Source organism: Streptomyces sp. NPDC002176, assembly GCF_044903645.1.
GTDB lineage: Bacteria > Actinomycetota > Actinomycetes > Streptomycetales > Streptomycetaceae > Streptomyces.
Window position 1 is genome coordinate 33,661 of the sequence record NZ_JBJDQW010000005.1, and the last position, 13,419, is coordinate 47,079.

13 protein-coding genes are annotated in these 13,419 nt (G+C 74.5%); 3 read left to right on the forward strand and 10 right to left on the reverse strand.

Annotation, left to right across the window (positions count from 1 at the left end):
• Window positions 1–53: 53 nt before the first annotated feature.
• From ACI2LY_RS22950 to ACI2LY_RS22980, 7 genes are all read right to left on the reverse strand, one after another.
• On the reverse strand, window positions 54–230 hold the full coding sequence (locus ACI2LY_RS22950) for a hypothetical protein (RefSeq protein WP_389004378.1): 177 nt from the start codon (window positions 228–230) through the stop codon (window positions 54–56).
• A 78-nt stretch (window positions 231–308) separates the two neighbouring features.
• Window positions 309–968 carry a hypothetical protein gene (locus ACI2LY_RS22955; protein ID WP_404709174.1) on the reverse strand — a complete coding sequence of 220 codons (660 nt, stop codon included), beginning with the start codon at window positions 966–968 and terminating at the stop codon, window positions 309–311.
• A gap of 139 nt (window positions 969–1,107) precedes the next feature.
• Entirely contained in the window at window positions 1,108–1,905 is a 798-nt protein-coding gene (locus ACI2LY_RS22960; RefSeq protein ID WP_404708810.1) for a type III pantothenate kinase, read from the reverse strand.
• Between the two features lie 5 nt (window positions 1,906–1,910).
• Window positions 1,911–2,891 carry a carboxylating nicotinate-nucleotide diphosphorylase gene (gene nadC, locus ACI2LY_RS22965; RefSeq protein ID WP_404708811.1) on the reverse strand — a complete coding sequence of 327 codons (981 nt, stop codon included), beginning with the start codon at window positions 2,889–2,891 and terminating at the stop codon, window positions 1,911–1,913.
• A gap of 48 nt (window positions 2,892–2,939) precedes the next feature.
• The gene (locus ACI2LY_RS22970; protein WP_404708812.1) at window positions 2,940–4,661 is read right to left on the reverse strand and encodes an L-aspartate oxidase; all 1,722 of its coding nucleotides are present in this window, start codon (window positions 4,659–4,661) and stop codon (window positions 2,940–2,942) included.
• Window positions 4,658–5,659: a pantoate--beta-alanine ligase gene (gene panC / locus ACI2LY_RS22975; protein WP_404708813.1), complete on the reverse strand. Its 1,002-nt coding sequence runs from the start codon at window positions 5,657–5,659 to the stop codon at window positions 4,658–4,660. The genes ACI2LY_RS22970 and panC overlap by 4 nt, the downstream gene beginning before the upstream one ends.
• On the reverse strand, window positions 5,656–6,648 hold the full coding sequence (locus ACI2LY_RS22980; RefSeq protein ID WP_404708814.1) for a Rossmann-like and DUF2520 domain-containing protein: 993 nt from the start codon (window positions 6,646–6,648) through the stop codon (window positions 5,656–5,658). Before ACI2LY_RS22980 ends, panC begins: the two co-directional genes overlap by 4 nt.
• 169 nt (window positions 6,649–6,817) lie before the next feature.
• On the opposite strand from ACI2LY_RS22980, the gene ACI2LY_RS22985 reads away from it, so the two are divergent.
• Window positions 6,818–7,972, forward strand: a complete 1,155-nt coding sequence (locus ACI2LY_RS22985) for a threonine aldolase family protein (protein WP_404708815.1) — start codon at window positions 6,818–6,820, stop codon at window positions 7,970–7,972.
• A gap of 84 nt (window positions 7,973–8,056) precedes the next feature.
• Window positions 8,057–9,160 (forward strand): DUF5937 family protein, encoded by a 1,104-nt coding sequence (locus tag ACI2LY_RS22990; RefSeq protein WP_404708816.1) that lies wholly within the window; start codon window positions 8,057–8,059, stop codon window positions 9,158–9,160.
• Window positions 9,161–9,163: 3 nt separating this feature from the next.
• Here ACI2LY_RS22990 and ACI2LY_RS22995 read toward each other — a convergent pair whose 3' ends face one another.
• Both ACI2LY_RS22995 and ACI2LY_RS23000 read right to left on the reverse strand, forming a co-directional pair.
• Entirely contained in the window at window positions 9,164–9,835 is a 672-nt protein-coding gene (locus ACI2LY_RS22995) for a response regulator (RefSeq protein WP_389004362.1), read from the reverse strand.
• A gap of 59 nt (window positions 9,836–9,894) precedes the next feature.
• Window positions 9,895–11,100, reverse strand: a complete 1,206-nt coding sequence (locus ACI2LY_RS23000; RefSeq protein WP_389004360.1) for a sensor histidine kinase — start codon at window positions 11,098–11,100, stop codon at window positions 9,895–9,897.
• Between the two features lie 142 nt (window positions 11,101–11,242).
• On the opposite strand from ACI2LY_RS23000, the gene ACI2LY_RS23005 reads away from it, so the two are divergent.
• On the forward strand, window positions 11,243–12,238 hold the full coding sequence (locus ACI2LY_RS23005) for an SAM-dependent methyltransferase (protein ID WP_404708817.1): 996 nt from the start codon (window positions 11,243–11,245) through the stop codon (window positions 12,236–12,238).
• A gap of 7 nt (window positions 12,239–12,245) precedes the next feature.
• Here ACI2LY_RS23005 and ACI2LY_RS23010 read toward each other — a convergent pair whose 3' ends face one another.
• A complete protein-coding gene (locus tag ACI2LY_RS23010) occupies window positions 12,246–13,394 on the reverse strand; it encodes an NADH-quinone oxidoreductase subunit D (RefSeq protein WP_404708818.1) in 1,149 nt (382 codons plus the stop codon).
• Window positions 13,395–13,419 lie beyond the last annotated feature (25 nt).

The window sequence follows — 13,419 nt, forward strand, 5'->3', positions numbered from 1 at the left end:
AACAAATATTAGTGGGAGATCCGGTCAAATCGGCGCCGACGTGCGGGGGTCGCTCAGACGTCGCCGGGGACGGCCGGGCGGGCGCTCTCGGCACGGGCGAGGGCGGCGTCGACGGCCGCGTCCTCCTTGCCCTTGGCCGCCCCGCCCTGGGTCTTCACGATCACCCTGACGACACCGATGAAGAAGGCGGCCATGACGAAGGGGGGCACCAGCGCGGAGACGTAGTCCATGGCTCCAGAGTAGCCACGCGGGGCGGCCGGGCCGGGACGGGGTGGGCGGTTCGGCCCATCCCGTCCCATAGGGCCAGGTCAGCCCGCGACGAGATGGTGGGCGTGTTCCTGACCGGCGGGCGGCGACTGCGGTTTGCGGCGCGGGAAGACCTCGCCGGGGGTGGGGACGGGGCGCTTGGGGGCGGCCGGTTCGGCGGGGCGCTCGCCGGGGCGCGGGGCCGGGGGCCGGGAGGGCTCCTCGGCGGGCTTCTGAGCGGCTTCCCCGGACTCGTCGGCCCCGGTGGGCCGGGGCACCTCCGCGCCGCCCGGGAGGGCCAGCAGACGGGCGCGGGAGGGCGGTGCGGCGGGGGCGGGGACGGTGGGCGCGCCCGTCGCGAAGCGGGCACGGACCCGCTGCTCGACGAGGTCCTGGCAGTGGGCCAGCAGCGCGGCCGCCAGCGGGTTGCCGCGCAGCGCGCGCAGGGCCGCGAGGTCGTCCGGGACGGGCCGGTGCCCGGCGCCGAGCGCCTCCTGGAGCAGGGCGAGGTAACCGGCCGCGGTGCCGGGCAGGGCGGCGCGGTAGCGGTCCAGGTCGGCCAGGAGGAAGGCGCGCAGGCGAGCCGCTTCGTCCAGTGCCTCGTCGACCGAGTCGGCGAGGCGGAAGCAGTCCTGCACGTCCTCGGCCGAGGCCGTGCCGGGGTGGAGGGCGAGGGCGAGGGCGCGGCGGAGCACACGCAGCTCCTCCGCGCCGAACGCCATGCCGCCGCGAGTTCCGTATGGCGTGGGCATGCGGCGACGCTACCGCTAATCGGACAAAAGTTACGGAATGGGGCGCCGTGTAACGCGTGTCGGACCCAGGGTTCCCCCGCCCGGCCCTGGGCCCCCACCCGTACGCCCGCTACCTGCGTGGCACGTTGCGCTCGTAGACCAGGCGCAGGCCGATCAGGGTCAGCCAGGGCTGGTGCTCGTCGATCACCGAGGACTCGCCCAGCACCATCGGCGCCAGACCGCCGGTGGCGATCACGGTGACGTCGTCGGGGTCGTCGGCCAGCTCGCGCGCCATCCGGCCGACCACCCCGTCGACCTGTCCGGCGAACCCGTAGACGATGCCGGACTGCATGGCCTCGACGGTGTTCTTGCCGATCACGTTCCGGGGGCGGGCCACCTCGATCTTGCGGAGCTGCGCGGCCTTGACGCCGAGCGCCTCCACCGAGATCTCGATGCCGGGCGCGATGACCCCGCCGACGTACTCCCCGCGCGCGGAGACGGCGTCGAAGGTGGTCGCGGTGCCGAAGTCGACGACGATCGCCGGGCCGCCGTACAGCTCGTTGGCGGCGACCGCGTTGATGATGCGGTCGGCGCCGACCTCCTTGGGGTTGTCGAACTGGACCGGCACCCCGGTCTTGACGCCGGGCTCGACCAGCACCGCGGGCACGTCGCCGTAGTAGCGGCGGGTGACCTCGCGCAGCTCGTGCAGCACCGAGGGCACCGTGGCGCAGATGGCGATGCCGTGGATGCCGTCGCCCAGTTCGTCGCCGAGCAGCGGGTGCTTGCCCATCAGGCCCTGGAGCAGCACCGCCAGCTCGTCGGCCGTGCGGCGCGGGTCGGTGGACACGCGCCAGTGCTCGACGATGTCCTCGCCGTCGAAGAGGCCGAGGACGGTGTGGGTGTTGCCGACGTCGATCGTGAGCAGCATCCGCCTCACTCCGCCGGGCGCAGGTCCAGGCCGATGTCGAGCACCGGCGAGGAGTGGGTGAGGGCGCCGACGGCCAGGAAGTCCACGCCGGTGTCGGCGTAGGCGCGGGCGTTCTCCAGGGTGAGCCGCCCGGACGCCTCCAGCTCGGCGCGGCCCGCGACGACGGCGACGGCCTCGGCGCACTCGCCGGGGGTGAAGTTGTCCAGCAGGATCAGGTCGGCGCCCGCGTCCACGGCCTCGCGCAGCTGGTGCAGGGTGTCGACCTCCACCTCGACCGGCAGGTCCGGGAAGGTCTCCCGTACGGCCTTGAACGCCTGGGCCACGCCACCGGCGGCGAGCACGTGGTTGTCCTTGACCAGGGCGGCGTCGGACAGCGACATGCGGTGGTTGACGCCGCCGCCGCAGCGCACCGCGTACTTCTCCAGGGAGCGCAGGCCGGGGGTGGTCTTGCGGGTGTCGCGCACGCGCGTGCGGCTGCCCTCCAGGATGTCGGCCCACGCGCGCGTGGCGGACGCGATGCCGGACATGCGGCCCAGGATGTTCAGCGCGCTGCGCTCGGCGGTGAGCAGGTCGCGGGTGCGGGTGGTGACCGACAGCAGGCGCTGTCCGGCCTCGATCAGGTCGCCGTCGTCGACGTGCCGCTCGACCTCGAACTCGTCCTCGCAGACCACGGAGAGCACGGCCTCGGCGATCCGGAGGCCCGCCACCACGCCTGCCTCGCGGGCGACGAAGTCGGCGGTGGCCACCGCGTCCTCGGGGATGGTCGCCACGGTGGTCACGTCGACGCCGCCGGCCAGGTCCTCCTGGACGGTGACGTTGGCGATGTCCTCGACCTCGACGGGGTCGAGCCCGGCCTCGGCCAGCAGCGCGGCCAGCGCGGGGTCGAGCCCGCACTCCAGCTGCTCTTCGCCCTCCTCGTCCGCGCCACAGGCGCAGCCGTCGCCGCAGCCGCCGGTCGGGGCGAGGGGAAGGTCGTCGGTGCTCACGTTCGTCACTGCTCCTGGGGACGCGGGTTCACCCGGTGGACAGAGGTGTCACCGGGTAGGGGGGAAGTCTGCGCTCTCGGTGGTGCGTACGGCCAGCGAACGGTCCGCGCGAAGGGTCACCACCAGGTGGCGGCGCCAGTGGGCGTCGTCGCGGTCGGCGTGGTCCTCGCGCCAGTGGCAGCCGCGGGTCTCCTCGCGCAGCGCCGCGGCGGCGACCAGGACGCGGGCCACGTCCAGGAGGTTGGTGGCCTCCCAGGTGTCGACGCCGGGCTCGGCGGTCTTGCCCTCGCCGTCCAGGGCGTCGCTGGCCCGGTCGTGCAGCTCCGCGAGGCGCCGGGCGGCGCGCTCCAGGGAGGCGGCCGAGCGCAGGACGCCCGCGCCCTCGGTCATGATCCGCTGCACGGCGAGCTTGTCCTCGGGGGCCAGCAGGGGGTGCGCGGGCGTGCCGGGGTGCGGGACGGGCGCGGGCACGGGCACGCGCGTGTGCGGGCCGTTCGCGGTGTGCCCGGCCTGCTCTGCCTGCTCTGCCGCGATGTCGGCGGCGAGGCGCTCGGCGTAGACGAGCCCTTCGAGCAGGGAGTTGGAGGCGAGCCGGTTGGCGCCGTGCACGCCGGTGCAGGCGACCTCGCCGCACGCGTACAGGCCGGGAACGGTCGTACGGCCGCGGTCGTCGGTGCGGACGCCGCCGGAGGCGTAGTGGGCGGCCGGGGCGACCGGGATGGGCTGGGTGACCGGGTCGATGCCGTGGGCGCGGCAGGCGGCGAGGATGGTCGGGAAGCGGTGCTCCCACATGTGGGCGCCGAAGTGCCGGGCGTCGAGATACATGTGTTCGGCGCCCATCTCCTGCATGCGCCGTGTGATGCCCTTGGCGACGATGTCGCGCGGGGCCAGCTCGGCCAGCTCGTGCTGCCCGAGCATGAAGCGGGTGCCGTCGTCGTCGACCAGGTGGGCGCCCTCGCCGCGTACCGCCTCCGAGACCAACGGCTGCTGGCCCTCGGCGTCGGGGCCGAGGAAGAGCACGGTCGGGTGGAACTGCACGAACTCCAGGTCGCTGACCTCGGCGCCCGCGCGCAGCGCCAGTGCCACGCCGTCGCCGGTGGAGACCGAGGGGTTGGTGGTCGCGGAGAACACCTGGCCCATGCCGCCGGTGGCGAGCACCACGGCGGGCGCGTGCACGGCGCCCACGCCGTCGTGCTGGCCCTCGCCCATGACGTGCAGGGTGACTCCGGCGGTGCGGCCCTCGGCGTCGGTGAGCAGGTCCAGGACGAGCGCGTTCTCGATGGTGCGCAGGCCCCGCGCGCGGACGGCGTCGACCAGCGCGCGGGAGATCTCCGCGCCGGTGGCGTCGCCGCCCGCGTGGGCGATGCGGCGCCGGTGGTGGCCGCCCTCGCGGGTGAGCTGGATGGAGCCCGCGTCGTCGGTGTCGAACCGGGCGCCGGTGTCGATCAGCCGCCGTACGGCGTCGGGGCCCTCGGAGACCAGGAGGCGTACGGCGTTCTCGTCGCACAGGCCCGCGCCCGCGACCAGGGTGTCGTCCCGGTGCTGCTCGGGGGTGTCGCCGTCGCCCAGGGCGGCCGCGATGCCGCCCTGCGCCCAGCGGGTGGAGCCGTCGTCGAGGCGGGCCTTGGTGACGACGACCGTCGTCAGCCCGGCCGCCTCGCAGCGCAGGGCGGCGGTCAGGCCGGCCACGCCGGAGCCGACGACCACCACGTCGGCCGGGATGGACCAGCCGGGGGCGGGCGCGTGCAGTCGTATGCCGGTGCTGGTCACAAGGCGGCTCCAGGGCTGCCGAAGGTGAGCGGGATGTTGTCGATCAGCCGGGTCGAGCCGACCCGCGCGGCGATGGCGAGGACCGCCTCGCCGGTGAAGTCGTCGGGGATCTCGGTGAAGTCGGCCGGGTCGACCAGGGCGAGGTAGTCCAGGTCGAGCGGCGGGTCGAAGCGGGCGGCCTCGTCCAGGGCCTGGCGGGCGGCCGCGCGGACGGCCGCCGGGCCGCCGGGCGCGGCCGTGGCCACGGCGTGCGCGTCGGCCGCCGCCCGCGACTCGCCTATGGCGCTCAGCGCCTCGGCGCGCGCGTGCGTGGACGGCACCTCCAGGGCCCGCGCGCGCAGCGCCTCCTGGGCCGCGTGCCGGTCCCGGCCCGCGAACAGGGCGCGGGACAGTGTGAGGGCGGTGGCGCGCTCCGCGGGGGCGAGGTAGCGGTTGCGGCTGGACAGGGCGAGACCGTCCTCCTCGCGGACGGTGGGCACGCCGACGATGTCCACGCCGAAGTTGAGGTCCCGCACCATGCGCCGGATGAGCGCGAGCTGCTGGGCGTCCTTCTGCCCGTACAGCGCCACGTCGGGCCGGGTGAGGTGGAGCAGCTTGGCGACGACGGTGAGCATGCCGTCGAAGTGGCCGGGGCGGGTGGCGCCCTCCAAGCGGCCGCCCATGGGGCCCGCGGTGATCCGCACCTGGGGCTCGCCGCCGGGGTAGACCTCGTCCACGGCCGGGGCGAACACCGCGTCGGCGCCCGCGCGTCCGGCCAGCGCGAGGTCGGCGTCCAGGGTGCGCGGGTAGCGGTCGAGGTCCTCGCCCGCGCCGAACTGGAGCGGGTTGACGAAGACGGTGACGACGACCTCGCCGTCCGGCCCGGCGATCTCGCGGGCGGCGCGGATCAGCGTGGCGTGGCCCTCGTGCAGGGCGCCCATGGTCATCACGACGGCACGGCGGCCGTGGCGCACGCGTGCGTGCAGCTCGTCGGCGGTGCTCAGCAGGGCGGTGCTCATCGGTCGTTCCCCTCGGGGCCGTTCTCTTCGTCGTCCCCGGGTCCGTCGGCGTCGGTGCCGGTGGCGGTCTCCTGGTCGGCGAGCACGCCGAGCAGGTCCTCGGCCAGCTCGGCCTTGAGCAGGCCGTGCGCGAGGGCGCGGTCGGCGGTCGCGCGGGCCATCGCCACGTACCCGGCGACGGTCTGCGGGGAGTGCGCGCGCAGCTCGGCGATGTGCGCGGCGACGGTGCCCGCGTCCCCGCGCGAGACGGGGCCGGTGAGGGCGGCGTCGCCGGAGCGCAGGGCGTTGTCCAGGGCGGCGCCGAGCAGCGGGCCGAGCATCCGGTCGGGCGCGCCGACCCCGGCCGTGCGCAGCAGCTCCATGGACTGGGCGACCAGGGTGATCAGGTGGTTGGAGCCGAGGGCGAGGGCCGCGTGGTAGAGCGGGCGGTTCTCCTCGCTGATCCACTCCGGCTCGCCGCCCATCTCGATGACCAGGGCCTCCGCCGCGAGCCGCAGCTCCTCGGGCGCGGTGACGCCGAAGGAGCAGCCCGCCAGGCGCTGGACATCCACGGGGCTGCCGGTGAAGGTCATCGCCGGGTGCAGCGCGAGCGGCAGCGCGCCCGCGCGCAGGGCGGGTTCGAGCACCGAGACGCCGTACCGGCCGGAGGTGTGCACGAGGAGCTGGCCGGGGCGGACGGCGCCGGTCTCGGCGAGGCCGGTGACCAGGCCCGGCAGGGCGTCGTCGGGGACGGTGAGCAGCACCAGGTCGGCGCGCCGGAGCACCTCGGCCGGGGGCACCAGCGGCACCCCGGGCAGCGTCTTCTCGGCGCGCCTGCGGGAGGCGTCGGAGACACCGGAGACGGCCACCGGGCGGTGCCCGGCGAGCTGCAGGGACGCGGCCAGGGCGGGGCCCACGCGTCCGGCGCCGACGACGCCGACGGTGAGCCGCGCGGGGCGGTCCTGGGTGCCTGTGCTGTCTGTGCCTTCAGGGGGGTGGACTGTACTCACGCGACCGTGGCCTTCCCGTTCCAGTCCGCTCTGGGTACCGGACGATTTCTCGTCATGTTAACGCTATCCGGCGCCACCGCCCCGGTTGTCCACAGGCTGTGGGCCGTCGCACCGGGCCCGCGCGGAAACCGGATGCCCGCGTGGAGCCGGGCGCGGCATGATCCCCCGCATGAGCGACACGACCGAGGACGGACAGCGGCGGCCTTCGATACGGGAGCGGCGCCGGGCCGCCGTCCGGGACGCGCCGCGCGTGCTCGCGCGCGGGGGCCGGCACGGCACCCTCCGCGAGCGCCTCACGGAGCTGACGGAGGCGGCGCCCGAGGTGTACGACCTGGACGAGCCGACCGACTTCTACGGCGACGGGGTGGTGGGCGCCCTGGAGGAGCGGGTCGCCTCACTGCTCGGCACCGAGGCAGCCGTGTTCTTCCCGACCGGCACGATGGCCCAGCAGGTCGCCTTGCGCTGCTGGGCCGCCCGGACCGGGAACCCGGCGGTGGCCCTGCACGCCCTGTCCCACCCCGAGCTGCACGAACGCCATGCGTTCAGCCAGGTCAGCGGGTTGCGCCCGGTCACCGTGAGCCATGACGCCCGCCCGGTGACGGCCGCCGACGTACACGGCCTGGACGAGCCCTTCGGCGCCCTCATGCTCGAACTCCCGCTGCGCGACGCCGGGTTCCTGCTGCCGTCCTGGGAGGAGCTGACCGGGACGGTCGAGGCCGCGCGGGACCGCGAGGCGGTGGTGCACTTCGACGGCGCCCGCCTCTGGGAGGCCACCGAGCACCTAGGCCGCCCCCTGGACGAGATCGCGGCCCTGGCTGACAGCGTCTACGTGTCGTTCTACAAGTCCCTCGGCGGCCTCGGCGGCGCCGCGCTGGCCTGCCCCGCGAGCCTCGCCGAGGAGGCGCGCGCCTGGCGGCACCGGTACGGCGGCATGGTCTTCCAGCAGTTCCCGACCGCGCTGTCCGCGCTCGTCGGCCTGGACCGGGAGCTGCCGAGGCTGCCCGCATACGTGCGGCACGCGCGCGTGGTCGCCGCCGCGCTGCGCGAGGGGTTCGCCGCGGCGGGGCTGCCCTGGGCGCGGGTGCACCCCGAGGTGCCGCACACCCACGACTTCCAGGTCTGGCTGCCGTTCGAGCCCGAGGTGCTGGCCGAGGCGGCCGTACGCCAGGCCGAGGAGACCGGCACGCTGCTGTTCGCGGACGCCTGGACCGCCCACGGCCCCGGCCTCGCCGTCACGGAGACCGGGGTACGCGCCGCGGGACTTGAGTGGACGGCGCGCGACGTACGGGACGCGGCCGTGGACTTCGCGGGACGGCTGGGCTGAGTCACAGCTCGAGGGGGCTCCCGCCAATTGACGACAGCCGTCAATCCGGGGGGCGTTGTCGGTGGTGGGGGGCACCATGGGCACATGAGCGTGACCATCGACATCAAGGGGCTCCCGGCGGAGCGCATCTCCGTGGTGCCCTCACCGCTGGCCGAGCTGGGGATGGCCCTGCACGCGCTCAGCGAGCCCGGCCACCACCCGGAGCTCCAGGGCTGGGTGACCGCCGTGTCCAGCCGCCTGGACCCGTGCCTGGCCGACCGGCTCTGCGAGGCGGACTTCCTGTGGCGTACGACGTTCTCGGACGTGTTCGCCCCGTTCGCCGGACTCCCCGGGCGGCGCGGGCTGCCGGGCGGGACGCTCGCCGAGGAACTCGACCTGCTCGACAAGCTGACGGACACCCAGTTCGTCGACGCGGCGCTGGAGTTCACCTGCCACGCGCAGTACACCCAGCAGAGCGCGGGCCCGCTGGGGGACCCGGAGCTGCGCCGCCGCGCCCTGGACCTGGCCGCCGCGCGGGGTCCCGTCCAGGAGCGGTTCGCGCGGCGGCTGCTGGCGGACCCGCCCGCGGTCCGCGCCTGGTTCCGGCAGCTGGTGCTCGACTGCGACGAGGCGTTCTTCGCCGACACCTGGGCCCGGCTTCAGCCCCAACTGGCCGCCGACGCCCGGCACAAGACCGAGCTGCTGCGCCGCAAGGGCCCCGCCGAGGCGCTCTCCTCGCTCTCCGGCGCGGTGTCGCTGGACGAGGAGGCCGCGCTCATCACCATCGACAAACTCCTGGTGGGCCGCGGCTCCACCGGCGACGGCGGCCTGGTCCTGGTACCGACCAGCCTCGGCTGGCCGCATGTGATGGTGCTCCACCGGTACGGCTGGCAGCCCGCGATCACCTACCCCGCCCAGGCCACCCGCCCCAAGGCGCCGACCGTCGAGCAGCTCACCCGCCGCATGGAGGCCCTCGCCCACCCCACGCGGCTGCGCCTGTGCCGCCATCTGGCCCGCGCCCCGCACAGCACCAGCGAACTCGCCGACGCGCACGGCATGTCGGCGCCGGAGATATCCCGGCACCTGGCCGTGCTGAAGAAGGCGGGCCTGATCACCAGCAGTCGGCACGGCCGGTACGTCCAGCACCAGCTGGACCTGGCCGCCGTGTCCCGGCTGGGCAGCGACTTCATCGAAGGGGTGCTGCGCTGAACCTCAGGGGTGGCCGCCCGCCCGGACGAGACCGGTCTCGTAGGCGAGGACGACCACCTGGACGCGGTCGCGCAGGCCCAGCTTGGTGAGGATGCGGCCCACATGGGTCTTCACCGTGGCCTCGGAGAGGACCAGCCGGGCGGCGATCTCGCCGTTGGACAGCCCCTGGGCGACCAGGATCATGACCTCGCGCTCGCGCTCGGTGAGCCGGGTCAGCTCCGCGTGCCGGGGCTCCTCGACGGCCGAGGGCAGCATCGGGGCGAACCGGTCGAGCAGGCGGCGCGTGGTGGAGGGGGCCACGACCGCGTCCCCGCTGTGCACCGCGCGGATCGCGGTGAGCAGCTCGCCGGGCGGCACGTCCTTGAGCATGAAGCCGGAGGCGCCCGCCTTCAGCCCGGAGAACGCGTACTCGTCCAGGTCGAACGTGGTCAGGATGAGCACCTTCGGCGGCTCGGGCTCGGAGCAGATGCGCCGGGTCGTCTCCACCCCGTCCAGCTTGGGCATGCGCACGTCCATCAGGACCACGTCGACCGGGGTGGTGCGCAGCACCTGGAGCGCCTCCACCCCGTCGCCCGCCTCCGCGACGACCTCCATGTCCGGCTGGGCGGCGAGCACCATCCGGAAACCGGTGCGCAGCAGCACCTGATCGTCGACGAGCATCACGCGGATCGCCATCGGGGTCCTGTCTTTCTGGGGGAAAGTTGTCTTTCTGGGGGGCGCGTTCGTGACAGGTGTCAGTGCGCCGGTTTCAGCGGCAGCAGCGCGCTGATGCGGAAGCCGCCGCCGGGACGCGGTCCGGCGTCCAGGGTGCCGCCGACCATGCCGATCCGCTCCCGCATGCCGATCAGGCCGTGTCCCTGGCCGTCCGCGCCGCCCTCCTCGTACAGCTCGTGCGGGGCGCCCTTGCCGTCGTCCTCGACCAGCAGGCCGAGCCCGTCGTCGAAGTACACCAGCCGCACGCTCGCGCCCGCCTCGGGCCCGCCGTGCTTGCGGGTGTTGGTGAGCGCCTCCTGCACGATCCGGTACGCGGTCAGCTCCACCCCGCTGGGCAGCGGGCGCGGGGTGCCCTCGACCTTGAAGTCCACCGGCAGCCCGGCGTCACGGCACTGCTCGATCAGGTCGTCGATCTGCTCCACGTCGGGCTGCGGGACGTACTCCCCGCTCTCCTGGTGCTCGCCGGTGCGCAGCACGCCCAGCAGGCGGCGCATCTCGGCCAGCGCCTGGCGGCCGGTGGAGGAGATCGTCTCCAGGGCCTGGCGGGCCTGGTCGGGGGCCGCGTCCAGGACGTAGGCGGCGCCGTCTGCCTGCACCACCATCACCGAGACGTTGTGCGCGACCACGTCGTGCAGTTCGCGGGCGATCCGGGCGCGTTCGGCGGCGACGGCGACCTTGGCCTGCGCCTCGCGCTCCTTCTCCAGCCGGGCAGCCCGCTCCTCCAGCTGGGCGAAGTAGGCGCGGCGGGTGCGCATCGAGTCGCCGAGCACCCAGGCCAGCGCGAAGGGCACCGTCTGGAACACCGCGAGCGCGAGCTGCCCGAGCCCGCTGACCTGCTCGTTCGGCCAGCGCAGCTGCGCCAGCGAGGCCGCGACCAGGCTGGTGGCGAGCGCCAGCCGGGAGGCCCACAGGGCGCCGTTCGCGGCGACCGTGTAGACGATCACCAGCATGGTGAAGTCGGCGACGAGCGGCTCGACGTCCAGGATGAGCTGCGCCAGCCCGGTGGCCAGCACCGCGACCAGCATCAGCTCCGGCAGGCGGCGGCGCAGGGCCAGGATCACGCACAGCACGGTGGAGATCGTCCAGGCCGCCGCGAAGGAGCCGTGGTGGTGCGGGGCGCCGTCCATGTTCACCACGCTCACGCCGGAGAGCCCGAGCAGGACGACGGCCCAGAAGCAGTCGACCCACGTCGGGTGGCGGCGGAGGAAGTCATAGAGACGCTGCACGTCATCAGCGTAGGGAAACCCGGTGCGCGCGGGGGTCAGCCGAGGGGGCGATCCGTGCCCGGCACACGTACGCCGCAAGGTGGATGCCCCGGTCCTCTGTACGCCTAGGCCGACCCGGTGCGCGTACGCCTAGGCTGACCCGGTGCGGGAGAGAGCAGAGCGCGGCTGGCGGGAAGCGACCGAGCGGGCGCTGTACGGGCCCGGCGGCTTCTACCGGCGGCCCGAGGGCCCCGCCGGGCACTTCCGCACCTCCGTGCACGCCTCGCCGCTGTTCGCCGCCGCCGTGGCCCGGCTGCTGTGCCGGGTGGACGGGGCGCTGGGGCGGCCCGAGGTGCTGGACTTCGTCGATCTGGGCGCGGGGCGCGGGGAGTTGGTCCAGGGGCTGCTGGCCGCGCTGCCCGCCGGGGTGGGGGCGCGCACGCGGGCGTACGCCGTGGAGCTCGCGGACCGGCCCGAGGGGCTTGACGAGCGGATCGAGTGGCGGACCGAGGTGCCCGAGGGGGTCACCGGGCTGCTGTTCGCCAACGAGTGGCTGGACAACGTGCCCGTGGACGTCGCCGAGACGGACCGCGCGGGCGTGCCCCGGCTGGTGCTGGTCGCGCCGGACGGCACCGAGCGGCTCGGGGAGCCGGTCACGGGCGCGGAGGCGGACTGGCTGGCCCAGTGGTGGCCGCTGGCCCCCGAGGAGGGGCTGCGGGCGGAGATCGGGCTGCCGCGGGACCGGGCCTGGGCGGCTGCCGTCGGCCGGGTCGAGCGGGGTCTCGCGGTGGCCGTGGACTACACGCACACCCTCGGCACCCGCCCGCCCTTCGGGACGCTCACCGGGTTCCGGGCGGGCCGGGAGACGGCCCCGGTGCCCGACGGGACGTGCGACATCACCGCGCATGTCGCCCTGGACGCCTGCGCGGCGGCCGGAAGCACCCGCGGCACCCCCCGCCTGCTCACCCAGCGCGAGGCCCTGCGCGCGCTGGACCTTACCGGCGCACGCCCCCCGCTCACGCTCGCCACCACGGACCCCGCCGCCTACGTACGCGCCCTCGCGGGCGCCGGAGCCGCCGCCGAACTCACCGCTCCGGGCGGCCTAGGCGACTTCGGCTGGCTCCTCCAGCCGGTCGGCCTGCCCGAGCCACCGTTGTGACCGGCGACTACTTGTCGATGTCGCCCACCACGAAGAACAGCGACCCCAGGATCGCCACCATGTCGGACACCAGCGTCCCCGGCAGCAGCTCGTTCAGCACCTGGATGTTGTTGTAGGACGCGGACCGCAGCTTCAGCCGGTACGGGGTCTTCTCGCCCTTGCTGACCAGGTAGTAGCCATTGATGCCGAGCGGGTTCTCGGTCCAGGCGTAGGTGTGTCCCTCGGGCGCCTTCAGCACCTTCGGCAGCCGCTGGTTGACCGGGCCGGGCGGCAGCTCCGCGAGCCGGTCCAGACAGGCGTCCGCGAGGTCGAGCGCGTTGTGGGTCTGCTCCAGCAGCACCTCGAAGCGGGCCAGGCAGTCGCCCTCGGTCCGGGTGACGACCTTCAGGGTGTCCTGGAGGTCCCCGTAGGCGAGGTACGGCTCGTCGCGGCGCAGGTCGAAGTCGACGCCGGAGGCGCGCGCGATGGGCCCGCTCACGCCGTACGCGTGCACGGCCTCCGGGCTGAGCGCCCCCACGCCCCGCGTGCGCCCCCGGAAGATCTCGTTGCCGAGGACCAGGTCGTCGAAGACGTCCATGCGGGAGCGGACGGCGGCCACCGCGTCCCGCGCGCGGCCGGTCCAGCCGTCGGTGAGGTCCTCCTTGAGGCCGCCGACCCGGTTGAACATGTAGTGCATGCGCCCGCCGGAGACCTCCTCCATCACGTTCTGGAGCACCTCGCGCTCCCGGAACGCGTAGAAGACCGGGGTGATCCCGCCCAGCTCCAGCGGGTAGGAGCCGAGGAACATCAGGTGGTTGAGCACTCGGTTCAGCTCGGCGAGCAGGGTGCGGGTCCACACCGCGCGCTCGGGGACCTCCATGCCGAGCATCCGCTCGACGGCGATGACCACGCCCAGTTCGTTGGAGAACGCCGACAGCCAGTCGTGGCGGTTGGCCAGCATGATGATCTGCCGGTAGTCACGGGCCTCGAACAGCTTCTCCGCGCCCCGGTGCATGTAGCCGATCACCGGCTCGGCGCGCTGGATGCGCTCGCCGTCGAGCACCAGCCGCAGCCGGAGCACGCCGTGGGTGGACGGGTGCTGGGGGCCGATGTTGAGCACCATGTCGGTGCTCTCGGCCGCGCCGCCGATCCCGACCGTGGTCTCCGTCGCAGTCATGCGTCCCAGTCTCCCCTACGCCCGT

Excerpts from the sequence above, each read along its gene's own strand:
- ACI2LY_RS22950 (WP_389004378.1), bottom strand. The coding sequence starts at position 230 with ATGGACTACGTCTCCGCGCTGGTGCCCCCCTTCGTCATGGCCGCCTTC.
- ACI2LY_RS22955 (WP_404709174.1), bottom strand. The coding sequence starts at position 968 with ATGGCGTTCGGCGCGGAGGAGCTGCGTGTGCTCCGCCGCGCCCTCGCC.
- ACI2LY_RS22960 (WP_404708810.1), bottom strand. The coding sequence starts at position 1,905 with ATGCTGCTCACGATCGACGTCGGCAACACCCACACCGTCCTCGGCCTC.
- panC (WP_404708813.1), bottom strand. The coding sequence starts at position 5,659 with ATGAGCACCGCCCTGCTGAGCACCGCCGACGAGCTGCACGCACGCGTG.
- ACI2LY_RS22985 (WP_404708815.1), top strand. The coding sequence starts at position 6,818 with ATGAGCGACACGACCGAGGACGGACAGCGGCGGCCTTCGATACGGGAG.
- ACI2LY_RS22990 (WP_404708816.1), top strand. The coding sequence starts at position 8,057 with ATGAGCGTGACCATCGACATCAAGGGGCTCCCGGCGGAGCGCATCTCC.
- ACI2LY_RS22995 (WP_389004362.1), bottom strand. The coding sequence starts at position 9,835 with ATGGCGATCCGCGTGATGCTCGTCGACGATCAGGTGCTGCTGCGCACC.
- ACI2LY_RS23010 (WP_404708818.1), bottom strand. The coding sequence starts at position 13,394 with ATGACTGCGACGGAGACCACGGTCGGGATCGGCGGCGCGGCCGAGAGC.